Raw genomic sequence first — 23,341 nt, 5'->3', positions numbered from 1 at the left:
CATGACCAACGCGTCCGGCGTGACCAAGACCGTCGAGAGCCCGCACCTGCGGCCGCACACCGCCGACCTCAATCGTCTGCTCGCCGGCGAGCACCACGACCCGCACTCGGTGCTCGGCGCCCATGAGTACGACGACCACACGGTGATCCGCGCCTACCGGCCGCACGCGGTGCGCGTCAACGCGCTCATCGGCGGCGCGCGGTACCCGCTGACCCACGTCGAGGCCGGATTGTTCGCCGTGGCAGTGCCGTTCACCGAACTCATCGACTACCGCCTCGAAGTCAGTTACTCGGAGGAGGAAGCGGCGTTCGTGCACACCGTCGCCGACGCTTACCGGTTTCTGCCGACGCTCGGCGAGATGGACCTGCACCTCTTCGCCGAAGGGCGTCACGAACGCCTCTGGGAAGTGCTCGGAGCCCACCCCCGCAGCTTCACCACCGCCGATGGTGAGGTCACGGGTGTGTCGTTCGCGGTGTGGGCGCCCAACGCCAAAGGCGTCAGCGTGACCGGAGACTTCAACCACTGGGGCAACGAGGCCCAGATGCGGGTGCTGGGTTCGACGGGCGTGTGGGAACTGTTCTGGCCCGGCTTCCCCGAGGGCGGGCTGTACAAGTTCCGCGTGCACGGGGCCGACGGCGCCACCACCGACCGCGCCGACCCGATGGCCTTCGCGACCGAGGTGCCGCCGCAGACCGCGTCGCGGGTCTTCACCAGCGATTACTCGTGGACCGACGACGACTGGATGTCGGCGCGGACCCTGCGCAACCCGGTGTTCGAGCCGATGAGCACCTACGAAGTACACCTAGGCTCCTGGCGCCCCGGTCTGAGCTACGCCGACCTGGCCGAGCAGCTCACCGATTACGTTGTGCAGCACGGCTTCACACACGTGGAGCTGTTGCCCGTCGCCGAGCACCCGTTCGGCGGCTCCTGGGGCTACCAGGTCACGTCGTACTACGCGCCGTCATCACGGTTCGGCAACCCCGACGAGTTCCGCCACCTCGTCGACACCCTGCACCGGGCCGGCATCGGCGTCATCGTCGACTGGGTGCCCGCACATTTTCCGAAGGACGCCTGGGCGCTGGGGCGGTTCGACGGCACCGCGCTGTACGAGCACGGCGATCCCCGCCGCGGCGAGCAGTTGGACTGGGGTACCTACGTTTTCGACTTCGGGCGCGCCGAGGTACGCAATTTTCTGGTGGCCAATGCGCTGTATTGGCTGCAGGAGTACCACATCGACGGGCTCCGCGTCGACGCGGTGGCGTCCATGCTGTACCTGGATTATTCGCGGCCCGAGGGCGGCTGGACGCCCAACGTCCATGGCGGACGCGAGAATCTCGAGGCGGTGCAGTTCCTGCAGGAGATGAACGCCACTGTGCACAAGGCGACGCCCGGCGTCGTCACCATCGCCGAGGAGTCCACCTCGTGGCCGGGCGTGACCCGGCCGACCAACCTCGGCGGTCTCGGTTTCTCGATGAAGTGGAACATGGGGTGGATGAACGACACGCTCGAGTTCATCAAGCGTGACCCCATCCACCGCAGCTACCACCACCACGAGATCACCTTCTCGATGATCTACGCGTTCAGCGAGAACTTCGTGCTGCCGATCAGCCACGACGAGGTGGTGCACGGGAAGGGCACGCTGTGGGACCGGATGCCGGGAAGCGACCACATGAAGGCAGCGGGCATCCGCAGCCTGCTCGCCTACCAGTGGGCGCACCCGGGCAAGCAGCTGCTGTTCATGGGTCAGGAGTTCGGCCAGCGTGCCGAGTGGTCCGAAGAGCGCGGCGTCGACTGGTTCCAGCTCGACGAACAGGGCTTCTCCGACGGCATCCTGCGGATGCTCACCGACGCCAATGACATCTACCGCAGCAGGCGCGCCCTGTGGTCGCGCGACACCCAGCCCGAGGGCTACTCGTGGATCGACGCCAACGACTCGGCCAACAACGTGCTCAGCTTCCTGCGGTTCGGCGACGACGGCTCGACGATGGCGTGCGTCTTCAACTTCTCTGGTTCCGAGCACACCCGCTACCGGCTCGGCCTGCCGCACGCCGGGGTGTGGCGGGAGGTGCTCAACACCGACTCCGACGTCTATCACGGCGCGGGCGTGGGCAACTACGGCGCGGTCGAGGCCACCGAGGAGCCGTGGCACGGCCGGCCGGCGTCGGCGGTGATGGTGCTGCCACCGCTGTCTGCGGTGTGGTTCGAGCCCGAGCGCCCGTAGGTCGTCTGCGCGAGCGGCGGGTCAGTACAACGCGTTGGCGAGGTTGCGGCGACCCGCGATCACCTCGGGGTCGGCAGGGTCGAACAGGTCGAACAACTCGACCAGACGCGCCCGCACCGTGGCCCGGTCGTCGCCGCTGGTGCTCTTGACCAGAGCAGTGAGCCGGGCGAACGCGGCCACCACGTTCTGCTGCAGGATCTCGACATCGGCCGCGGCGAAGGCCGCGTCGATGTCCGCGGGGGCCGCGTCAGCCAGCGCCACCGCGTTCTGCGGGTGGGCGGTCGCGCGCTGCAGAAAGCCGATCTGGCGCACCGCGCCTTTGGCTTCGGCGTGGTTCGGGTTGCCGTCCAGGATGGCTTGATACGCCGTCAGGGCCGATTCGAAGTCGCCCCGGTCCAGGTGTGCGCGCGCCTGCTCCACCGCTGGGTCGACCTGTTCGGTCTCGGCATCTGGTGAGCCGCTGAGCTTCCCGGCGGTGGCCTCGAGCAGCGAGTCGACCCAACGGCGAAGCTGATCGGCAGGCTGCATGCCCTGGAAGCTCGACAGCGGCTGGCCGGCGGCGACCGCCACCACGGTCGGCACCGCCTGCACACCGAACATCTGCGCGACGCGGGGCGTGGTGTCGACGTTGACCGAGGCCAGCGACCACTTGCCGCCGTCCGCGGCCACCAGGCCTGAAAGCACCTCACCGAGCTGGACGCTGGCGTCACTGCGCGGCGACCACAGCAGCACGACGACGGGGATCTCGTTGGAGCGGGCCAACACCTCGGCCTCGAGGTTGGCCTCGGTGATCTCCACACCACCCGGGCCGGCATCGGCGGCCGGGCCCTCGCCGGTTGCGGGAGGACGCTTGAGTGCGGACAGGTCTACCGCGCCGGCCAGCGCCGGGCTGATCTGGGGTCGAGGACGAGTCACGCCACCAAGTTTGTCACGTCGTTTCCGGAACCGTTCGCCGCGGCCGAACCACGGCGCCCGGAGCGGCCGCTTCGGCCTGCGCGGGCTCCATGCGCCCGGTGCGATCAGCCCATATGAGGAAGATCACACTGCCCAGCGGCACTATGCTGCCGGCCAACGCCAGCAACCACGTCCCCGGTCGCCAGCGCAATGCGAGCCCGGTGAACACGGCGGCCACCAGAAACGCCACAAAGACCGCGCCGTGGGCCGGACCGAAGATCTTCACGCCGATCTCGGTGCGCGGGGAGCCCAGGTACTTGAAGTACATGCCGGCCAGCAACCCGACCCAGCTGAGTGCCTCGGCGAACGCGACCAGGCGGAACCAGGACGCGGGGCTGTGGACATCGAAAGCGCGTGTCATGGCCGCCATTCTGCCCGATTCCACCCTGGACTACTACAAAGTGTCGTTGATGTCTCAGCGGCGCCGCAGGATCAGCGCATCACCTTGCCCGCCGGCGCCGCACAGCGCGGCGACCGCGTACCCCGAGCCCTTGCGCGCCAGCTCGAGCGCCGCGTGCAGGGTGATCCGTGCGCCGGACATTCCGATCGGATGGCCGATGGCGATGGCGCCGCCATTGGTGTTCACCTTCTCCGGGTCGACGCCGAGCTCGCTGGTCGAGGCCAGCGCCACTGCCGCGAACGCCTCGTTGATCTCGATCACGTCGAGCTGGTCGACGGAGATGCCTTCCTTGGCGACGGCCTTCTTGATCGCGTTGGCCGGCTGGCTCTGCAGCGTCGAATCAGGTCCGGCGACCACGCCGTGCGCACCGATCTCGCACAACCAGCTCAGGCCCAGCTCCTCGGCCTTGGCCTTGCTCATCACCACGACCGCGCAGGCACCGTCGGAGATCTGCGACGCCGACCCGGCGGTGATGGTGCCGTCCTTGCGGAACGCGGGCCGCAGCCCGGACAACGATTCGGCGCTGGTGTCGGCGCGGATGCCCTCGTCCTCGCTGAACTCGATCGGGTCGCCCTTGCGCTGCGGGATCCGCACCGGCACGACCTCGTCGGCGTACACGCCGTCCTTCCATGCCCGCGCCGCCTTCTGGTGCGAGCCGGCAGCGTACTCGTCCTGCTGGGCACGGGTGAACTTGTCGACCTCGTTGCGCTGCTCGGTCAGGGCGCCCATCGGCTGGTCGGTGAACACGTCGTGCAGGCCGTCGTAGGCCAGGTGGTCGAGCGCCGTGACGTCGCCGTACTTGTAGCCCGACCGGCTGTTCATCAGCATGTGCGGCGCCTTGGTCATCGACTCCTGTCCCCCGGCGACGACGACGTCGAATTCGCCGGCCCGGATCAGCTGGTCGGCCAGCGCGATCGCGTCGATGCCCGACAGGCACATCTTGTTGATCGTCAGCGCGGGCACGTCCCAGGGGATTCCGGCGGCCACCGCGGCCTGGCGAGCCGGCATCTGGCCGGCCCCGGCGGTGAGCACTTGGCCCATGATCACGTATTCGACCAGCCGGGCCGGTACGTTCGCCTTCTCCAGCGCGCCGGCGATCGCCACGGCGCCCAGGTCACTGCCCGAGAAATCCTTCAGCGATCCGGACAGCTTCCCGACGGGGGTCCGGGCCCCAGCAACGATCACCGACGTCGTCATCACTACCTCCAAGCGGTTTCGAGCACTGCAAAAAAGGCTATACGGGCATACCAACTATTCGAAACTGATCTTGTTAGGTTACCTTTACGATATGACCGCAGAGCAGACTGACGCCCGTCCGGTACTGGCCACTGCGCTGGTGACCGCCATCGACCATGTCGGCATCGCCGTCCGCGACCTCGACGAGGCGATCAAGTGGTACCACGACCACCTGGGCATGATCGTTCTGCACGAGGAGGTCAACGAGGACCAGGGCATCCGCGAGGCCATGCTGTCGGTGCGCGGGGCGCCGGTCGGGAGTACCCAGGTGCAGCTGATGGCTCCGATCGACGACAGCTCCACCATCGCCAAGTTCCTCGACAAGCGCGGGCCGGGGCTGCAGCAGTTCGCCTACCGTGTCAGCGACATCGACAAGATCAGCGAGCGGTTGCGCGAGCAGGGTGTGCGCCTGATCTACGACGCGCCGCGCCGCGGCACCGCCAACTCGCGGATCAACTTCATTCATCCCAAGGACGGCGGCGGCGTTCTGATCGAGCTGGTCGAACCGGCCGCCGACGACGCTCACTGACTCAGGACCACTTCCGCGTCGGACCCCGCGTAGTCCTGTTGCGCCAGCACGAGGTGTGCCAGTGCCGGCGGTCTTCGATGCCGTCCACCGGCCACGCGACGATATGGGCTGTCGCCGGGCGAATTTCGTGATCGCAACCCGGACACCGATAGGTTTTGGCCGCATTGGCCGCGGAAACGGGACGCACCTCGTAATCCGCACCGTCGGCGCCCGCCTCGATACGCCGTGGCGCCGGCAGCGGGTCGCGCGCGGCGGCACGCTTACGCGGGGCGCGCCGCTTGGCCATCAGAACAGCCGGAACTCGTCATTGTCCATGCCCCGCATTTTGTCGTAATCCAGTGTGACACACCGTATTCCGCGATCCATCGCCAACGTGCGGGCTTGGGGCTTGATTTGCTGGGCGGCGAAGACACCGGCAACCGGCGCCAGCAGCGAGTCCCGGTTGAGCAGCTCCAGATAGCGCGTCAACTGCTCGACGCCGTCGATCTCACCGCGCCGTTTGATCTCCACGGCCACCGACCGGCCCTGCTCGTCGCGACAGAGCAGGTCCACCGGGCCGATGGGGGTCATGTACTCGCGCCGCACCAGCGTGTAGCCGGCGCCGAGCAGCTCGACGTGTTCGGCCAGCAACGCCTGCAGGTGAGCCTCGACGCCGTCCTTGACCAGACCCGGGTCCACTCCGAGCTCGTGGCTGGAGTCATGCTCGATGTCCTCGACGGTGATGCGCAACTGCTCGCCCGCCTTGTTCTGCACCACCCACAGCGTCGTGTCCGCGGTGAGGTCCTCGGTGACCCAACAGGGGGGGCTCATCCAGTTCAGGGGTTTGTAGGCGCGGTCGTCGGCGTGCACGCTGACCGATCCGTCCGCCTTGAACAACAACAGGCGTCGCGCCGACGGCAGGTGTGCGGTGAGCCGGCCGACGTAGTCCACGGTGCACTGGGCGATGACGAGACGCACCGAACCACCATAGATGCCGCACCCGGGGTCACTAGGCTGACGGGACCATGAACGCGACCAAGAGCGTGCCGCATCGGTTGGGTCGAGTGCTGGAGCGGGTGACCCAGCAGAGCGGGCGGCTGGAGACGCCGGACTACGGCTCCTGGCTACTGGGCAGACCGGACGAGAGCCAGGCCCGCCGCCGCATCCGCATCCAGGTCATCCTGACGTTCTTCCTGCTGTTCACCAACGTTCTGGGCATCGGGGTGTCGCTGCTGCTCAACACGGTCGCCATCCCAGTGCCCAGCGTGTTCTCCGACGCACCCGCCTGGTTGACCTTCGGCGTGGTGCCCGCCTACATGGTGAGCGCGCTGGTGCTCGGCACGTCATGGATCACCTCGCAGATCGTCGGCCAGTTGCGCTGGGCGATCGAGGAGGACCCTCCCACCCGAACCGATCAACGCAACGTGTTCGTCGCCCCGGCCCGCGTGGCGCAGATGCTGTTGCTGCTCTGGGGCGTCGGCACCGCATTGCTGACGCTGTTGTACGGGCTGCACGACACCGCCTTCATTCCGCGGTTCCTGTTCGCGGTGGGCTTTCCGGGAATCGTCGTCGCCACCGCGTGCTACATGATCACCGAGTTCGCGCTGCGGCCGATCGCCGCCCAGGCGCTGGAGGCGGGCCGCCCGCCCCGCCGGTTGGCGCACGGAGTCATGGGCCGGACCATGACGGTCTGGCTCCTCAGCTCGGGGGTGCCGGTGCTGGGCATCCTCCTGCTCGCGCTGTTTACGCTCTCGATGAAGAACCTCAGCTCGACACAGTTCGCCGTGGCCGTGGTGATCATCTCGGTGGTCGCGCTGATCTTCGGCCTGGTCCTGATGTGGCTGTTGTCATGGTTGATCGCGACGCCGGTGCGGGTGGTGCGGTCGGCGCTCAAACACGTCGAGGACGGCGATCTGGACTGCAACCTCGTGGTGTTCGACGGCACGGAACTCGGTGAGCTGCAACGCGGTTTCAACTCGATGGTGCACGGCTTGCGGGAGCGCGAACGCGTGCGCGACCTGTTCGGCCGCCACGTCGGCCGCGAGGTCGCACTGGCCGCCGAGAAACAACAGGTCGAGTTGGGCGGCGAGGAGCGCTACGCGGCCGTCATCTTCGTCGACATCATCGGTTCCACCCAGCTCGTCACGAGCCGGCCGGCCGTCGAGGTCGTCGAGTTGCTCAACCGGTTCTTCGACGTCGTCGTCGAGGAGGTCGACAACCATCACGGTCTGGTCAACAAGTTCGAGGGCGACGCGGTCCTTGCCGTGTTCGGCGCACCGGTCACGTTGGACAACGCCGAGACCGAGGCACTCGCGGCGGCCCGAGCGATGGCGCGTCGGCTGCGCGCCGAGGTGCCGGAGTGCCCGGCAGGTATCGGTGTGGCCGCCGGACAGGTGGTGGCGGGCAACGTCGGCGCCAAGGAACGCTTCGAATACACGGTCATCGGTGAGGCGGTCAACGAAGCGGCGCGGCTGTGCGAACTCGCCAAGGACGAAGACCAGCGCCTGGTCGCGTCGGCGAAGGCCGTCGACCAGGCCGTCGAAGCCGAGCGCGACCGATGGCGACTCGGGGACACCGTGACGTTGCGCGGCCACGACGAGCCGATGCGGCTGGCCACCCCGGTGGCGGACTAGATCTGCCGGCCCGCCATCGACCTCGTCGACACGGCCGGCCGCGCACCATCGAGCGGCGCACCGGCACATGCTCACAGCGGAAACACCCGACGGCCGTCATGTCGGAATCGGAAACGCGTCGGTGTCGAGATTCGTGATGTACACCGGGGGCCGTAGGGCCGAGCATGGGATCCAGCGACCGGGAAGGCGGTGGGGATGACCATCAGTGTGGCCGAACGCGCAGAGTTGCGCACGGCGGTCGGTGAACTGCTGCGGGACAAGTGCACCGAGGATGACGTGCGTCGCGTCATGGCCTCCGACGAGGGGTTCGACCGCGACCTGTGGCACCGACTGGCCGAGCAGGGCGTGCTCGGCATGCTCGTCTCCGAGGAGCACGGCGGACTCGGGTTCGGGGCGCTGGAGGTGGAGGCCGTCGCCGAAGAGACCGGCGCCGCACTGTTGCCCGCGCCGTTCATCTCCAGCGCCGTGCTGGCCGTTTCGTTGATCCAGCAGGCCGGCGCCGAGGACGATCAGCGGCGACTGCTGCCGGCCCTGGCCGAAGGCACCGCCATCGGCACCGTCGCCCTCACCGGCAGCGCGGGCACGTGGACGCCGGAAGGCGTTGAGGTGACCGCTGGTGGCGACCACACGCTCACCGGCGTGGCGCACTACGTCACCTGGGGCCACATCGCCGACGTCATTCTGGTGGTCGCGCGCAGCGAATCCGGTCTCGGAGTCTACGAGGTCGCACCGGACGCCCCGAACTTCAGTCGCACGGCGGCAACGGTTTTCGATCCGACCGTACGGTTGGCGACGTTCACCTTCAACGCCACCCCGGCACGCCGCCTCGGCACCGCCGGCTGGGAGGCGGTGCAGGAGGCGCTGGACTACGCCGTGCTCGCTTCCGCCGGTGAGCAGGTCGGCGGTGCGCGCCGGATCTTCGACATGACCGTCGAGTACCTCAAGTCACGCGTACAGTTCGGCCGGCAGATCGGCAGTTTTCAAGCGCTCAAGCACATGGCCGCCGACCTGCTTCTCGACGTAGAGTCCGCTACCTCGGCGGCCCAGCATGCGGCCGCCGAGAAGGCAACGGGCAGCGAGAATGCCGGCGGCGCCACGGCATTGGCCGGTTTCGCCTGCGCCGAGGCCTACCAGAACATCGCGATGAACGCCGTCCAGATGCACGGCGGGATCGGATTCACCTGGGAACACCCCGCTCACCTGTTCGTGCGCCGGGCCCGCACCGGCATGCAATTGTTCGGCGGCGCACGGCTTCACCGTGAGCGCTACCTCGTCTCGAAAGGTGCCTGACATGACGCCGGATGATCTGCCCAACGCTGACGAACTCCGCGACGAAGTCCGGGAATGGCTGCGGGACAACTATCGGCCGCTGCCGAAGAACACCGACCCCTGGGTGTCCTCGCCGGAGCGGATTGCCTGGCTGGAGAAGGTGCTCGACGCCGGATACGCGGTGCCGACCTATCCGTCGGAGTGGTTCGGGCGCGGATACCCCAACAAGCTGGCCAACGTCATCGGCCAGGAGTTCGCCGCGGCCAAGGCGCCGGGATCCCGCCAGGACAAATACAACATCCCGGCCAACACCGTGCTCGCGCTCGGCACCGAGAAGATCAAGCGAGATCTGCTGCGCGACTTTCTGGTCGAACGGTCCCGCACCTGCCTGCTCTACAGCGAGCCGGGAGCGGGGTCCGACCTCGCCGGTGTGCGCACCACCGCAGTCCGCGACGGCGACCACTGGGTGGTCAACGGCCAGAAGGTCTGGACCTCCGGCGCGCAGACCGCCGACTACGCGCTGCTGCTGGCCCGCACCGACTGGGACGTCCCCAAGCACAAGGGCCTCAGCCTGTTCATCATGCCGATGAAGCAGGCCGGAGTCGAGGTGCGCCCGTTGGTGCAGATCACTGGCGAATCACACTTCAACGAGGTGTTCATCTCCGATGCCACCGTCTCCGATGACTACCTCCTCGGGGGCGAGGGCAACGGTTGGCGAGCGCTGCAGATCGCGCTGGCCTATGAGCGTTCGATCATGGGCGACAGCGGCCGCGGCTCACGTAACCGCAAGGCCGACAGCCTGATCGACCTCGCTCGAGAGCATGGCGTGCTCGACGACCCGGCCGTCCGCTACCCCCTGGCCGGGGTGCTGGCGATGCGCGAGCTCAACCGGCTCAACAACGCCCGCGCGAAAGCCTCGGCGTCGCAGGGCACCTCGAGCTCGATCATGTCGCTCGGCAAGCTGGCGATGTCACGGATCCTGCATACCGAGGCGGCGATGAAGACCCAGATCATCGGCGCGAAGGCGCTGCTGTCGGGACCCGACAATCCCGAGGCCGACGACGTGAACTTCCTGACGCTCAACGCGTTCTTCACCTCGATAGGAGGCGGCACCGACCAGATCCAGCGCAACATCATCGGTGAACGGGTCCTCGGACTGCCGAAGGAACCCGAGGCCGACCGCGACATCCCGTTCCGTCAGGCCCGTCGGAGCTGATCGATGTCTGACACCGCCACCTACGATCCCCCCTTGGCCGGCGTGGAGATCCTGGACCTGACGTCGGGCCCGATGACCGCTGTGGGGCGCCTGTTGGCCGACCTCGGCGCGCACGTGACCGTGGTGCGATTGGCCGGCATCACCGACGACAGCGTCCTCGGCCCGGTCGTCGACGATGTTCCGATTCAGACGGCAATCGACCGCCACGGACTGGCCACCGTCGACATCGATTTGGCTGCCGAGGCCGACAGGAAACGCTTCGACGAGATGCTTGCCGGCACCGACATTCTCGTCGAGAGCAGCCGTCCCGGGTCGCCGGCCGAGGCGGCCCTGTCGGTGCGCAGCATCCGCTCCCGGCATCCGGAGCTGGTGGTGTTGTCGATCAGCGATTTCGGCCGAGACAACGAGTACCGGCACTGGCAGGCCACCACCCCGGTGCTGCACGCGCTGACCAGCGAGCTGACCCGGTCGGGCATCCCCGGGCGGGAACCGTTGGTGCCGCCGGCGGAGCTGCCCTACCAGGTCGCAGCGGCGCAGGCGGCGGTGATGACCGTCGCCGTGTACCTGGACCGGCTGCGCACCGGCGAGGGCGATCTGATCGATTTCTCGGTTCTCGACGGCGCCATGCAGACCCTGGACCCACCCTTCGGCACCGCCGGCAGTGCGTCGGCGGGGGTCGCGCTCAGCGCGCAGCGCCGCGACTGGAACGCCGAACGCCAGCGCTACCCGATCATCGCCTGCAAGGACGGTCACGTCCGGATCTGCATCCTGGCCAAGCGGCAATGGCGGGGCATGTTCGAGTGGATGGGCCGGCCCGAGGAGTTCGCCGACCCCAGCTACGACAAACTGGGCAAACGCTTCCATTCGCCGCACCTGCTGGACGCCATCGAGGCATTCTGCGCCGACAAGACCCGGTCGGAGCTGGAAGCGCAGGGCCAGGCCCACGGGGTACCGACGGCCGCGGTGCTGACGCTGTCGGAGGCGTTGAACGCCGATCACTTCGCCGCGCGCGGCTTCTTCCGCGACGTGGAACTGGCGCCCGGTGTGGTCGGCCCGGTGCCCGCAGGTGTCGCCGAGATCGACGGTCACCGCGCGAGCGCGCTGACCGCCGGGCATGCACCCCGACCCCGGCCGTCCCACGCCCCGCTGCTGACGGGTCGGCAGCGCCGGGGCCAGGGTCTGCCGCTGGAAGGCCTGCGGGTCCTCGACCTCGGCGTCATCGTGGTGGGCGCCGACACCGCCCGCTTGTTCGGCGATTTGGGCGCCGACGTGATCAAGATCGAGCATTCGGCCCACCCCGACGGGTTACGGGTCGGCAAGCCGACCACGATGACCCAGCCGTTCGCGGCCGGTCACCGCAACAAACGTTCGATCGGGTTGGATCTCCGCGCCGAGGAGGGCAGAGAACTGGCCCACCGGCTGGTGAAGCTCTCCGACGTCGTGCTGACCAACTACAAGCCGGGAGTGGCCGAAGCACTGGGCATGGACTACGCCACGCTGCGACACATCAACCCCGAGATCGTGGTCGTCGACAGCTCCGCATTCGGGCCTACCGGGCCATGGGCCAAACGCCTGGGCTACGGGCCACTGGTGCGTGCCGCGGTCGGCTTCACCAACCTCTGGGTCTACCCCGGTGAGGCGGAGACCTTCTGCGACACCATCACCGTCTACCCCGACCACGTCGCCGCCCGTATCGGCGCACTGTCCGCGCTGGCGCTGCTGTTGCGCCGAGAGCGTACCGGGACCGGCGGGGCGGCCAGCATTTCCCAGGCTGAGGTCATGCTCAGCCACCTCGCCGCCGACATCGCCGCCGATGCATTGGAACGCCGTGGTCACACCCGCGTCGCCGACACCCAGCACGGGCCGTGGCGTCTGTTTCCCGCCGCCGGTGACGACAGTTGGGTCGCGATCACCGTCCGCGACTCCGACGACCGTCGTGCGTTGCGCGGGGTCGTGGGCGTCACACAGGACGACGACGGCCGACTCGAGGACGCCGTCGAGGAGTGGGCGAGCACGCGGTCAGCCGTCGAGGCGATGGAGACCCTGCAGGCGGCCGGTGTGCCCGCGGGTGCCGCACTGCACGCTCCGGAGGTCCCGGCCTGGGGCTACTACGAGCAGCGGCGCGCGTTCCGCGAAGAGCTGCATCCCCACGCAGCGGAGCCGTTCATGATGGAGAACGTTCAGATCCACTGCGATCACGTCGCAGATCCGCCGCTCGGGCAGGCTCCGCTACTCGGCGAGCAGACCGCCGAGATCGCCGCGGAATTGCTCGGTCTCGACGCCGCCGAGATCGCGGCGCTCCATGAGCGGGGCGTGTTGGAGACACCGCAGGTGGACAACCCCCCGAAGGCGTGACCGGGCCGCCGTGTCGATCTCGTAGCATGCGGGGGTGGCACCGCCACGACATCCGAGTGCGGCAGGAATGGACATCGACTTCACCAGGCTCCGGTATTTCGTCGCAGTCGCCGACGAACTGCACTTCAAACGCGCCGCCGACAAGTTGATGATCACCCCGCCGCCGTTGAGCAAGCAGATCAAGCTGCTCGAAAAGGAGGTCGGTGGAGCGCTGTTCGAACGCGGGTATCACGAGGTGCGCCTGAGCCCGCTCGGTGAACGGCTGATCGGGCCCGCCCGCGAGATCCTGGGCCAGGTCGAGGACTTCAAAGCATTGGCGCTGCGGGGTGTGCAGGGTCTGGCACCGATTCGGCTCAGCGCCACGGCCTATGCGCCGTCGGACCTGCTGAGCCAGTTGGAGACCGCGCTGGCCGGGCTGCCGACGCCGACGGAATTCAGCGTGCCCGGGTCCGCCGCCGAGGTTTCGGCCGAACTGATCGCCGGCCAGGCCGAACTTGGGCTGATCCACCTTCCGGCCTCGGACAAACGGCTGCGCCACCAGGTGGTCGCCAGCTACCAGGGCGCGATCGCGGTGCGCTTCGATGATCCGTTGGCTGCCAGAGACATCGTGGCGATCGAGGAGCTGCGTGATCGCGAGGTGGTCATCGACGTCGCCCGGCCCAACCCCGTGGTGCTGGCCGGACTCACCCGTCGCTTGAACCGCAGAGGGATCCACCGCATCGTGCGCAGCACCAACCAGCGGGGCGGAGAGGTCGAGATGGCCACCCAGGTGTTCAACCGCCATCTCGTGGCCGTGGTCAGCTACGCGCCCGAGTCGTTCATCGGCAGGATCTTCTCGCCTCCGGAGTTCAAACTGATCCCGATCGACGAGACCACCTGGGGCCCAGCCGATATTGCGCTGGCATGGGCACCCGAGCGCTTGGGCGCTCGCCTCGCCGACGTCGAATCGGTGGTGCAACAGATCGCCGAATGCCTCGGGCCGGTGCACCGGGGCGCCTGATGCCGCGGCGTGCTCAGAGGCTGCGGTCGCGTGTCCATTCCCGGGCTGCGGCAAGCGCGTCGTCGACGCCGGAGAACCGGCCGGCTCCCTGGTCGTTGTCCGCGCGGATCACCGCGGCGTCCGGGTCGACGAGAAATCCCTGCCTGCCGCTCGCGCGCAGTTGTGTGCCCAGCGCGGCCAGCATCGAACGGGCGGCTTCGTCGATGTCGTCGACCCGCGATACGTCCAGGACGGCGACGTCGAACAGGTCGCATTCCCCCTCGACGATGCGAACCACCTGCTCGGCTCCGCTGAACAGCAGATCGCCGTGTACCTCGTACACCCGGACCCGCTCCTGCGGTTCGTAGACGTTGCGCAGAGTCGCGAGCGAATCACGGCGCACCGTGAGGAAATGCAGACCGAGTTGCTCGGAGAGGCTGCGACACACCCGGACTCCGCGCACACTGCTGCCGTTGCGGTCGAGTCTCGGTGAGTACACGCCGATTCCGAGCTGGCCCGGCAGCACCGCGACGATCCCGCCACCGACGCCGCTCTTGGCCGGCAACCCCACCGCGCTGACCCAGTCGCCTGCGGCGTCGTACATCCCGCACGTCACCATCACCGACAGCGTGCGCTTGATCACGGTGGCAGTGGTGACCCGCCCGAGCCGGGGATGGACGCCCCCGCGGGCCAGCGTCGCACCCATCGTCGCCAGGTCGGTGGCCGTCACCCGCAGCGAGCACTGCCGATAGTAGACGTCGAGGACCTCGTCGGGGTCGTCGTCGAGAACCCCGAAGCTCTGCAACATGTATCCGATGGCGCGATTACGGCTCCCGGTCGCCTTCTCGGACCGGTAGACCTCGTCGTCGAGTTCGAGGCGACGGCCGACGAAATCCGAATAGAAGTCCCGGATCAGAGCGAAACGCGCGTCGGGTGACGATGCCGGAATGAGCGACACCGCAGCGATCGCCCCCGCGTTGATCATCGGATTCTTCGGCATCTTGGTGGCACTGTCGACGCTGATCTCGTTGAACGCCTCACCGGAGGGTTCGACGCCGATCGCGGCATCCACCGCTGCACAACCGATCTGGTCGAGCGCCAAGGCGTAGGTGAACGGCTTGGAAATCGACTGAATGGTGAATTCGCAGGCGGCGTCGCCGGATTCGTAGGTGTAGCCATCTGCCATGGTCAACGAGAGCGCGAAACCCTCGGGGTCCACTGCGGCGAGCTCGGGAATGTAGTCGGCCAAGGCTCCGTCCGCGACCTCGGTGTGCTCGGCCAGGATGTGGTCCAAGTACCGCTGCACCAGCTCGGCCATAGGCGCGAGTGTAGGGCACAGCCGGGCCGGCCACGGCTCGACTCAGGTACGGCGACCGCCGTTGACGGGAAGGATCTGCCCGGTGATGTAGTCGGACCCGTCCTGGCACAGGAAGATCGTCGCGTTGGCAATGTCTTCGGGGCGACCCGCGCGGCGCACCGGCGTAATGCTGGCGAAGTGCTCCAGTGAGGCGGTGAAGCGCCCCTCCTCGATCGCCTTCTCCAGCATCGGGGTCACCACCATACCGGGCGGAATCGTGTTGACGGTGATGCCCTTCGGCCCCAGTTCCAGCGCCAGGCTCTTGGTGAACCCGATCACGCCGGCCTTGGAGCTGACATAGGCGGCCATCCGCGACTGCCCGCCCTGGGCGCTCGACGACGAAATGTTGACGATGCGTCCCCACTGCGCCTCGAGCATGTCGGGCAGCACCACCTGGGTGCAGATGAACGGACCGCGCAGGTTGACCGCCATCACGCGGTCCCACTGCTCGTCGGTGATCTCGGCGAACTTACCGAACTGCTCGATCCCGGCGTTGTTGACCAACATCAGGACCGGGCCGAGATCGGCCCGGACCTGTGCGACAGCGGATTCGACCTCCTGACGGTCCGAGACGTCGACGACGTAGCCGGCCACCTTGAGGCCGTCCTGCCGTAACCGCTCGACCTGGGCATCGATCAGGTCGCCGGCGATGTCGAATATCGCCACTTTGGCACCGCGCGCGGCCAGCGCCTCGGTGATGGCCAACCCGAGGCCCGCCGCACCACCGGTGACGAGGGCGGTGGTGTCGTCAAACGGCATCGGTCGCGGGCTCCTCCGAGAACGAGATCTGAACGCGCCGGACCGTCACTCGTGGCCACCGTCGAAGCTGGGCAGCGGCGCCGAGTCGGGCAGCTGCATCTGCAGATACACCGCGACGTAGGTGATCTGATCGTCGGCATTGAACTCATAGACGGAGACGCTGTTGACCACACTGCTGAAATCACCGATACGGCTGTGTTCCTCGAGTTCGAGGAAGACGATGTCGTCGGCCTCGCTGACGCGCTTGAACACGCAGTCCCAGTCCGAGGAGGTGGCCCAGCTGGTCAGGAACTCGGTGTACTCGGCCCAGTTCTGGACTTCTTTGAACGGTCCGATGCGGACGAAGCCGTCGGTCTCGATCAACTCGGCCAGCGGCGCCCAGCTGTGCACCGAGAACCCCGGCTCCTTGGCGCTTTTCACCAGGCGACCCATCGTCTGGCTGTACTCCAGCACTTTTCGTGCCCGTCCGGTGGCGCTGCCGATGGCCTGGTCGATGGAGATTGTGTCGCTGTCGATGTTCACGTATGTCCCTTGTCCGGCGATCAGAGTTGACAGATTTCAGGTCAGCGGCTGACCGGATCGCCCATGAAGCGGTCCACCACGGAGTGGAAGTGGGCGATCACAACCTCCTCTTTGACCAGCGACATGTGGTCGAGGCGGTCATTGCGCAGACCTTTCTGCTGGCGGGGCATCTGCTCGTAGTCCTGCTGCAGTGCTTCGAAGTACTTGTGACTTCCGGGGGTATCCACCACGATCGGTTCGGCCCGGACCGCGTCACGGAAATCTTCGGGCACATACATGTAGCTCGCCACGTGCCAGATGCAGCGGTTGGGGTCCCCGTCGGGGTGCGGCCGCGACATGATGACGTGACATTCGCCGGCGCGCACGGTCATGAAGTAGTTGGGGAACAGCACCCAGCCCTGGTTGTCGACCATCTGGCTGTCGGTCAGTCCGCTGACGTCGAGCCCCATACCCGTCAGCACTTCGCGCGTGGCCTGCTGCAGTAGAGCGCGCGGGGTGACGTCATCCGGGAACGTCACCTTGCCGTCCTCGTCCTGATAGGGCGCAAGGAGTTCCTGGAATCGCGGGATGACCGCGACAGTCCCCGGGAAGGTTTCCGGGAGAGCCAGCATTCCTTCCACCTGCTCCTGCGCGCCGGCGCCCGTCACCTCGAAGGGAGCCATTGCGACACTGTGGTTCTCGAAGAACCGGTATCGGGCTGTCTTCGGATTGATGTGCAGCACCTGCAGCAACTGCGGGTGGATGCCGTTGATGTGGTAGCCCTCCTCGAAGGCGTCCATCACGACTTTCCAATTGCACTCGATCGCCTCGGTGACGTCCATGACGGTCGTGAACTTCTCGATGTTGTAGGGCTCGAGTAACTCGACGACGTCGGCGCCGAGGTAGTCGCGCAGCGACACCGCCTCGGGATCGGGGTTGAGGAAGATGAAGCCGGCGAAGGTGTCCACCGAAGCCGCGAGAAGCGAGTTCTCGGCCTTGTCGATCGGCCCGGCGAGGTTTTCCCGTAACAACCCCTTCAGCCGGCCTTCGAGGTCATAGGACCAGAGGTGGTACTGGCACAGGAATCCGCGCTTGGCGTTGCCCGTTTCGGCGATGCACAACGCGTTACCCCGGTGCCGACATGCGTTGACGAAGCCGCGCAGCACGTCGTCTTTGCCGCGCACGATCAGAAACGACTGGTCCAGAATGTCGTACTTCTTCCAGTCCCCCGGCTTCGGCAGGTCCTCGACGCGTCCCGCGATCTGCCAGGTCCGCATCCAGATCGCGTCCCGTTCGCGTGCCGCATAGTCCGGACACGTGTACCGGTCGGTGGGGATCGTCGAGTTGAAGGTGCCGGGCTCGACATCGTCCAAGCCCATACCCAGACCGGAATCGGGGTCGAGCCAATCTCCGGGGCGGGTTGCTGGCATCAAGGCAGTCCTCCTCTGTCGGCGTCGGCCCACGAAGCTGAGCGGGCTCCCCACCGCGATCTGGCCGGGGTGCCGCACGCGCGATGTGCGAGCGTGGACGCGCTTGGTGTGACGGGACTCACCATATACATGGATGTATCGTCGATACAAGAGTGTATACAGTGGTCGGCGTCACACTGAGTTGCGCGCGTGAGGAGCCGCCTTGAGCTATCGCCTCGACGTCGTTTCCGACAGCCTCGCGGAGGCGGTTGCGCACGCCGGCGGGTTGATCTTCGATCGCCGCCGCGCCGGATGGGACGTGTCGGTGACGACGAGCGACGTCACGCTCACACGCGCGCTGACCATCCTGGGCGCGCGTATCGACATTCCCGGCCCCTTCACCGAGCGACGGGGCCCGCACACCGTGGTCTGGTCGGCAGCTACGTTCGCCCGGAGCGGCACCGAGCCGAGCCTGACGCGCATGCGGCAGGTTCTGCTCTGGGGGCACCACGCCGACGATGGGCTCGACGAGTCCCTGAGTCCGGCGCACCACACACTCAGTTCTGCTGCCCGAGCCTTCAAGCGATGCGCACTGCAATCGGTTGGACTCAGCGCCTACGCCGAACCCGTCGAGCATTTCTGGGCCCACCGCGGCAGCGACGTCGTCGGCCACGAAACCGCCCACCCGCGTCTTCGCGGGCGGGCCGCCCCGCTGTCACCGAGATTGGTGAGAGGATGAGAACCGTGGCCGAACGATGGACCAAGGAGCGCCGGACCGAGCACACCCGCCAGGTCCTGCTCGACGCCGCCGAAGAGGTCTTCGCACGCAAAGGACTCACCGGCGCGGCGCTCGAAGAGATCGCCGACACGGCCGGGTTCACCCGCGGCGCCATCTACTCGCAGTTCGGGGCCAAGGAGACCCTGTTCCTGGCCGTGGTGGACCGTCAACGACAACGGTTCCTCGACGGTTTCGCCGAGGTGATGATGTCGTTTCACCGCCTCGATGACGTCGACATCGACGAGTTGGCCGAGCGCTGGCGTCAACTCAGCAGCGGCACCGACCGTGCCGCGCTCGGATACGAGCTGACCCTGTTTCTGCTCCGCAACCCCGACGCACGGGAACGCGTTGCGGCCCAGCGCCGCGAAACAATCCGTGCGCTAGGGGAATTCATCAGCAAGAACGTCGCCCGCATCGGGGGCAGCCTGACCATAGAAGCCGACACCCTCGCTCAGATCGTGTTGGCCGCCAATGACGGCATCACCCTGGAAAGTCATCTGGACGGCGAGGATCTCTACCGCCCGTATCTCCAGCTGGTCATGTCCAGCGTCCGCACCCCGCAGTAGCCGTCGCCGTCGATCGACGGTGATGTCGTTTTTCCGCTAGTGCGGCGGCCCGCGGCATGCGATCGTCGAGGTGATGTACACCGACTTCGACCGCTGTTACCGCGCCGTCCAGGCCAAGGACCCGCGGTTCGACGGCTGGTTCGTCACCGCCGTCCTCACCACCAAGATCTACTGTCGGCCCAGCTGCCCGGTGCGGGCGCCGTTCGCCCGGAACGTCCGCTTCTACCCCACCGCGGCGGCCGCGCAGCGAGGCGGTTTCCGGGCGTGTAAACGCTGCCGGCCCGACGCGTCACCCGGTTCTCCGGAATGGAACGTCCGCGGTGACGCGGTCGCGCGGGCGATGCGTCTGATCGCCGACGGCACCGTCGACCGAGAAGGAGTCAGCGGACTGGCAGTCCGCGTCGGCTACACGGTGCGCCAGCTCGAGCGGCTGATGCAGGCGGAGCTCGGTGCGGCGCCGCTGGCGCTGGCTCGGGCGCAGCGGGCCCAGATGGCGCGGGTGCTCATCGAAACCACCGAGATGCCTTTCAGCGACGTGGCTTTCGCTGCCGGTTTCGCAAGCATTCGGCAATTCAATGACACAGTTCGTGCCGTCAGTGACGTCACCCCGACCGCGTTGCGACTGCGCGCCCGGCAGCGCTTCGGCTGCGACGACACCCGCGGTACCGGCGTGCTCACGCTGCGACTGCCGGTGCGCACCCCGTTCGCCTACCACGGCCTGTTCGGACATCTGGGAGCGACCGCCGTACCCGGCGTCGAAGAGGTCCGAAACGGGGCGTACCGCCGCACACTGCGGCTGCCCCACGGCGGCGGCATCGTCAGCCTGACACCGAGGGCCGACCACGTCCACTGTCGACTCGTCATCGATGACTTCCGTGACCTCGCGGCGGCGATCGCGCGCTGTCGGCGAGTGCTCGACCTCGATGCCGATCCGGCGGCGGTCATCGAGGCCCTGAGCGCCGATCCCGCGGTCGCCACCCTCGTGGCACGAGCGCCGGGGCAACGCATTCCGCGCACCGTCGATGAACACGAACTGGCTTTGCGGGTGGTGCTGGGCCAACAGGTCTCCACCGCTGCGGCGCGCACCCACGCCGGCCGGCTGGCTGCGGCGTACGGCAGCCCGGTTCGCGACCCCGACGGCACACTGGCCTACCTGTTCCCCGCGGCCGAACAACTCGGCGACATCGACCCCCGGCACCTGGCGCTGCCGCAGGCTCGGCAGCGCACCGTGACAGCCCTGATCCGGGCCCTGACGAATGGCGAACTGGTACTCGACAGCGGCTGCGACTGGGACGACGCGCGTCGGGCGCTCTTGGCGCTGCCGGGGGTCGGTCCGTGGTCGGCGGAGATGATCGCGATGCGAGGCCTCGGAGATCCCGATGCCTTTCCCGCCACGGATCTGGGGGTCGTCGCGGCCGCGCGCCGGCTCGGATTGCCGACGACGCCCCGCGAGGTCGCTGAACACAGCAGTCGCTGGCGGCCGTGGCGGTCCTATGCGACGCAACACCTTTGGACGGCACTCGATCACGCCGTCAATCACTGGCCACCGAAGGAGGGGCATGATGGGAAACGTGCGGTATCGGACAATGGACAGCCCGGTCGGGCTGTTGACACTGGCCGGCGTGGACAACCGGTTGGCGCATCTGCGAATGGTCGACCAGACCTACGAACCGGACCGGGCCGGTTGGGAGCGTGACGACACCGCATTCCCCGAAGCGGTGCGCCAGCTCGAGGAGTACTTCCGCGGTGACCGGGAGCAGTTCGACCTGGAGCTGGAGATGGCCGGCACCGCGTTCCAGCGCCGCGTATGGGAGGCGCTGCTGACGATTCCGTACGGACAAACGCGGTCCTACGGAGAGATCGCCAGGCAGATCGGGGCGCCGGGAGCGTCGCGGGCCGTCGGATTGGCCAACGGGCACAACCCGATCGGCATCATCGTTCCGTGCCATCGCGTGATCGGCGCCAATGGGAAGATGACCGGCTACGGCGGCGGGATCGAGCGCAAGGAGTTGCTTCTGGGTCTGGAGCGATCCCGCGTGTCCGCGCAGCCCGCACTCTTCGAGTGAGGTCTCGACACACCCTTTCCTGGGAAAACGCCGACCCTGGACGTGAGAAGGCGACCCGCCCTATCACCGGTCGGTGGCACTTCCGCCCGCAGCACACGTCACGGACGTTCCACCGAACAACGTATGACCATCGAAGCTGGGCCTGTCCTTCACCTGTGTTTTATTCTCAACTGATTGACGGGGCGCCCTCATGGTCATACAGTTTTGTTCAACATGTCCCGCCGCGACCATCCGGGGCCGAGGGGAAAGCCGAGGTGTCCATGTCCGCCATCAGCACCGCTCCCAGCGTGTTCGACGCCGGTCTACCGACATTCGACTACGGCCTGACCGCCACGCCGCACGACATCCTCGAGAACGTCCGGGAAGCGCAATCCTGCGCCCCGATCGCCATCGGTCCCTTCGGCCCGGAGATCCTGTCCTACGAGCTGTCTCGCGAGATATTGCGCGACAACCGATTTCGTTTGCCCCCGGGCATCACCCTGGCTGCACAGGGCATCACGTCGGGTCCGCTGTTCGACAAGCTGGCCAACAGCCTCCTGGGCTTGGACGGCGCACCGCATGTTCGCTTGCGGAAGCTGGTCTCCAAGGCGTTCACACCGCGCGCGACAGCACGCCTGCAGGACACCATCCACGAAGTCGTGAACGCGTTGGTCGATCGGGTGGCGGATGCCGGAGGGTGTGACGTCGTGACCGACCTCGCCCGTCCCTACCCCACCCCGATCATGTGTGCGCTGCTCGGTGCACCGCGTGAAGATTGGCACCTGTTCGCAGACTGGACGGAAGAAGTCTTCAAGGCCCTCAACTTCCAGCCAGACGTCAATTTCGATGAGTCGGCGATCATGCGGGCGTGGGGCGAACTCGACGCATACGTCGACGACATGGTCGCCGCCCGCCGAAACGATCTGACCGACGACCTGCTCTCCGAGCTCATCCGCGCGGAAAGCGACGGCGACCGGCTCAATCTGGACGAGTTACGCATGCTGGTCGCCGGCTTTCTGATGGCCGGGACCGACACGACCCGAAACCAACTGGCCGCATCGGTGCAGGTGCTCTGTGAGCATCCGGACCAGTGGACGAAGCTGCGCGACCAACCTGAATTGGCGATGCAGGCGGTCGAGGAGAGCATGCGCCATTCCCCGGCAGTCAGTATCGTGCCGCGGGCCGCCACCGAGGATGTCGAGTTCGGTGGCTACCTGTTTCCTGCAGGGACCTTCGTGATGGTGAACACCTTCGCAGCCAACCGCGATCCGGCCATCTACGACGACGCTGACCGATTCGACATCAGCCGCAGGGACGTTCCCCCGATCCTGACCTTCGGCGGAGGTGCGCATTACTGCCTGGGCGCCAACCTCGCACGCCGCGAACTGGCCGGAGCATTGACGGTCCTCACCCGCCGTCTCTCGGTACCGCGTCGCATAGGTCCGGCTCCGTGGAAGTCGTTGCTGGGAATGACCGGACCGACGACACTTCCGATCGAGTTCACCGCGCAACCGTTGGTGATGTCGGGTGCGTAGTCGCGGGTGGGCGGGTTCGACGCCGGCCTCGGACGAGGAGGCGATCGCCCGAATTCTCGATGCGGTCGACGCGGTGGTGACTGAACGCGGATCCGCGATACGCCTTGCCGACGTCGCCCGCCGGCTCGGGGTCACCCGTCAAACGGTGTATCGCTATTTCCCCAATGCGGACGCCTTGCTCATCGCCAGCGCGATGCGTGCAGTGGACGGCTTCATCGACCAGGTGGTCGAGCACGTCAAAGATGTCCACGATCCGGTCACCGCCGTCGTGGAATGCGTGTCGTACGCCGTCCAGACCCTCTCCGGCGACCCTCAATTGGAGGGCCTGTTGCAGGGGCCGCACGGTGGCGAACCCATCACGTCGTTGACCTCCGACACCGCGAAGACCTTCTGTCTGTCGTTCTTCCCCCGTTTAAATGTGGACTGGACGCTTCACGGCTTCGACGCCCTCAGGCTCGAAGAGCTCGCGGAAATGACCTTACGTACAGTGCAGTCCTTGCTGACCGACCCCGGCCAGCCGGCACGCGACCATGCGTCCCTACGCCGCTTCGTTGCTCGATGGTTGGGACCGGCGATTCTCTATCCGCGACTGGCGGCGCTGTCGACCGACCTCTGAAGGA

22 protein-coding genes are annotated in these 23,341 nt (G+C 67.1%); 13 read left to right on the top strand and 9 right to left on the bottom strand.

Features of this window, described 5'->3' with window-relative positions:
* Position 1: 1 nt before the first annotated feature.
* A complete protein-coding gene (glgB, locus tag G6N31_RS01790; RefSeq protein WP_098005459.1) occupies positions 2 to 2,221 on the top strand; it encodes a 1,4-alpha-glucan branching protein GlgB in 2,220 nt (739 codons plus the stop codon).
* Between the two features lie 21 nt (positions 2,222 to 2,242).
* On the opposite strand, the gene G6N31_RS01785 is transcribed toward glgB, so the two are convergent.
* Genes G6N31_RS01785 through G6N31_RS01775 form a run of 3 tightly spaced genes read right to left on the bottom strand, consistent with a single transcriptional unit; the run spans position 2,243 to position 4,772 of the window.
* Positions 2,243 to 3,136 carry a tetratricopeptide repeat protein gene (locus G6N31_RS01785; RefSeq protein WP_098005461.1) on the bottom strand — a complete coding sequence of 298 codons (894 nt, stop codon included), beginning with the start codon at positions 3,134 to 3,136 and terminating at the stop codon, positions 2,243 to 2,245.
* Between the two features lie 13 nt (positions 3,137 to 3,149).
* Positions 3,150 to 3,545, bottom strand: a complete 396-nt coding sequence (locus G6N31_RS01780; RefSeq protein ID WP_179964252.1) for a DUF3817 domain-containing protein — start codon at positions 3,543 to 3,545, stop codon at positions 3,150 to 3,152.
* A 45-nt stretch (positions 3,546 to 3,590) separates the two neighbouring features.
* Positions 3,591 to 4,772 carry an acetyl-CoA C-acetyltransferase gene (locus G6N31_RS01775; protein WP_098005463.1) on the bottom strand — a complete coding sequence of 394 codons (1,182 nt, stop codon included), beginning with the start codon at positions 4,770 to 4,772 and terminating at the stop codon, positions 3,591 to 3,593.
* 91 nt (positions 4,773 to 4,863) lie between these two features.
* Between G6N31_RS01775 and mce the strand changes: the two genes are divergently transcribed.
* Entirely contained in the window at positions 4,864 to 5,340 is a 477-nt protein-coding gene (gene mce, locus G6N31_RS01770) for a methylmalonyl-CoA epimerase (protein ID WP_098005465.1), read from the top strand.
* Position 5,341: 1 nt separating this feature from the next.
* Here mce and G6N31_RS27280 read toward each other — a convergent pair whose 3' ends face one another.
* Complete coding sequence (locus tag G6N31_RS27280; protein ID WP_098005467.1) at positions 5,342 to 5,626, bottom strand: Rv1322 family protein; 285 nt, start codon at positions 5,624 to 5,626, stop codon at positions 5,342 to 5,344.
* The gene (gene nucS, locus G6N31_RS01765) at positions 5,626 to 6,297 is read right to left on the bottom strand and encodes an endonuclease NucS (RefSeq protein ID WP_098005469.1); all 672 of its coding nucleotides are present in this window, start codon (positions 6,295 to 6,297) and stop codon (positions 5,626 to 5,628) included. Before nucS ends, G6N31_RS27280 begins: the two co-directional genes overlap by 1 nt.
* A 47-nt stretch (positions 6,298 to 6,344) precedes the next feature.
* Here nucS and G6N31_RS01760 point away from each other — a divergent pair, with 47 nt between their 5' ends.
* The 5 genes from G6N31_RS01760 to G6N31_RS01740 all read left to right on the top strand — a co-directional run bounded on the left by G6N31_RS01760 (position 6,345) and on the right by G6N31_RS01740 (position 13,792).
* Positions 6,345 to 7,952, top strand: a complete 1,608-nt coding sequence (locus tag G6N31_RS01760) for an adenylate/guanylate cyclase domain-containing protein (RefSeq protein ID WP_098005471.1) — start codon at positions 6,345 to 6,347, stop codon at positions 7,950 to 7,952.
* Between the two features lie 195 nt (positions 7,953 to 8,147).
* Positions 8,148 to 9,242 carry an acyl-CoA dehydrogenase family protein gene (locus tag G6N31_RS01755; protein WP_098005472.1) on the top strand — a complete coding sequence of 365 codons (1,095 nt, stop codon included), beginning with the start codon at positions 8,148 to 8,150 and terminating at the stop codon, positions 9,240 to 9,242.
* A gap of 1 nt (position 9,243) precedes the next feature.
* Positions 9,244 to 10,437, top strand: coding sequence for an acyl-CoA dehydrogenase family protein (locus G6N31_RS01750; RefSeq protein WP_098005473.1), 1,194 nt, complete (start codon positions 9,244 to 9,246; stop codon positions 10,435 to 10,437).
* Positions 10,438 to 10,440: 3 nt separating this feature from the next.
* The gene (locus tag G6N31_RS01745) at positions 10,441 to 12,792 is read left to right on the top strand and encodes a CaiB/BaiF CoA-transferase family protein (protein WP_098005475.1); all 2,352 of its coding nucleotides are present in this window, start codon (positions 10,441 to 10,443) and stop codon (positions 12,790 to 12,792) included.
* 67 nt (positions 12,793 to 12,859) lie between these two features.
* The gene (locus G6N31_RS01740; protein WP_098005477.1) at positions 12,860 to 13,792 is read left to right on the top strand and encodes a LysR family transcriptional regulator; all 933 of its coding nucleotides are present in this window, start codon (positions 12,860 to 12,862) and stop codon (positions 13,790 to 13,792) included.
* Positions 13,793 to 13,805: 13 nt separating this feature from the next.
* On the opposite strand, the gene glsA is transcribed toward G6N31_RS01740, so the two are convergent.
* The 4 genes from glsA to G6N31_RS01720 form a co-directional block, all read right to left on the bottom strand.
* Complete coding sequence (gene glsA / locus G6N31_RS01735) at positions 13,806 to 15,089, bottom strand: glutaminase A (RefSeq protein ID WP_098005479.1); 1,284 nt, start codon at positions 15,087 to 15,089, stop codon at positions 13,806 to 13,808.
* A 42-nt stretch (positions 15,090 to 15,131) separates the two neighbouring features.
* Positions 15,132 to 15,887 carry an SDR family NAD(P)-dependent oxidoreductase gene (locus G6N31_RS01730; RefSeq protein WP_098005481.1) on the bottom strand — a complete coding sequence of 252 codons (756 nt, stop codon included), beginning with the start codon at positions 15,885 to 15,887 and terminating at the stop codon, positions 15,132 to 15,134.
* Between the two features lie 45 nt (positions 15,888 to 15,932).
* Positions 15,933 to 16,319: a hypothetical protein gene (locus tag G6N31_RS01725; protein WP_276057176.1), complete on the bottom strand. Its 387-nt coding sequence runs from the start codon at positions 16,317 to 16,319 to the stop codon at positions 15,933 to 15,935.
* Positions 16,320 to 16,450: 131 nt separating this feature from the next.
* The gene (locus G6N31_RS01720) at positions 16,451 to 17,818 is read right to left on the bottom strand and encodes an aromatic ring-hydroxylating oxygenase subunit alpha (RefSeq protein WP_098005483.1); all 1,368 of its coding nucleotides are present in this window, start codon (positions 17,816 to 17,818) and stop codon (positions 16,451 to 16,453) included.
* A 202-nt stretch (positions 17,819 to 18,020) separates the two neighbouring features.
* Here G6N31_RS01720 and G6N31_RS01715 point away from each other — a divergent pair, with 202 nt between their 5' ends.
* The 6 genes from G6N31_RS01715 (at position 18,021) to G6N31_RS01690 (ending at position 23,337) form a co-directional block, all read left to right on the top strand.
* Positions 18,021 to 18,536 carry a hypothetical protein gene (locus tag G6N31_RS01715; protein WP_098005486.1) on the top strand — a complete coding sequence of 172 codons (516 nt, stop codon included), beginning with the start codon at positions 18,021 to 18,023 and terminating at the stop codon, positions 18,534 to 18,536.
* Positions 18,537 to 18,541: 5 nt separating this feature from the next.
* On the top strand, positions 18,542 to 19,141 hold the full coding sequence (locus G6N31_RS01710; RefSeq protein ID WP_098005501.1) for a TetR/AcrR family transcriptional regulator: 600 nt from the start codon (positions 18,542 to 18,544) through the stop codon (positions 19,139 to 19,141).
* 73 nt (positions 19,142 to 19,214) lie between these two features.
* Positions 19,215 to 20,837: a DNA-3-methyladenine glycosylase 2 family protein gene (locus G6N31_RS01705; protein WP_272938770.1), complete on the top strand. Its 1,623-nt coding sequence runs from the start codon at positions 19,215 to 19,217 to the stop codon at positions 20,835 to 20,837.
* On the top strand, positions 20,728 to 21,207 hold the full coding sequence (locus tag G6N31_RS01700) for a methylated-DNA--[protein]-cysteine S-methyltransferase (protein ID WP_272938771.1): 480 nt from the start codon (positions 20,728 to 20,730) through the stop codon (positions 21,205 to 21,207). The genes G6N31_RS01705 and G6N31_RS01700 overlap by 110 nt, the downstream gene beginning before the upstream one ends.
* 260 nt (positions 21,208 to 21,467) lie before the next feature.
* The gene (locus tag G6N31_RS01695; protein ID WP_098005490.1) at positions 21,468 to 22,721 is read left to right on the top strand and encodes a cytochrome P450; all 1,254 of its coding nucleotides are present in this window, start codon (positions 21,468 to 21,470) and stop codon (positions 22,719 to 22,721) included.
* The gene (locus tag G6N31_RS01690; RefSeq protein WP_098005492.1) at positions 22,714 to 23,337 is read left to right on the top strand and encodes a TetR/AcrR family transcriptional regulator; all 624 of its coding nucleotides are present in this window, start codon (positions 22,714 to 22,716) and stop codon (positions 23,335 to 23,337) included. The genes G6N31_RS01695 and G6N31_RS01690 overlap by 8 nt, the downstream gene beginning before the upstream one ends.
* The last annotated feature ends 4 nt before the right edge of the window (positions 23,338 to 23,341 follow it).

This window comes from Mycolicibacterium duvalii (assembly GCF_010726645.1).
Taxonomy (GTDB): Bacteria; Actinomycetota; Actinomycetes; order Mycobacteriales; family Mycobacteriaceae; genus Mycobacterium; species Mycobacterium duvalii.
The sequence above is the reverse complement of the archived record's forward strand: the minus strand, read 5'-3'. Positions and strand labels throughout refer to the sequence as shown.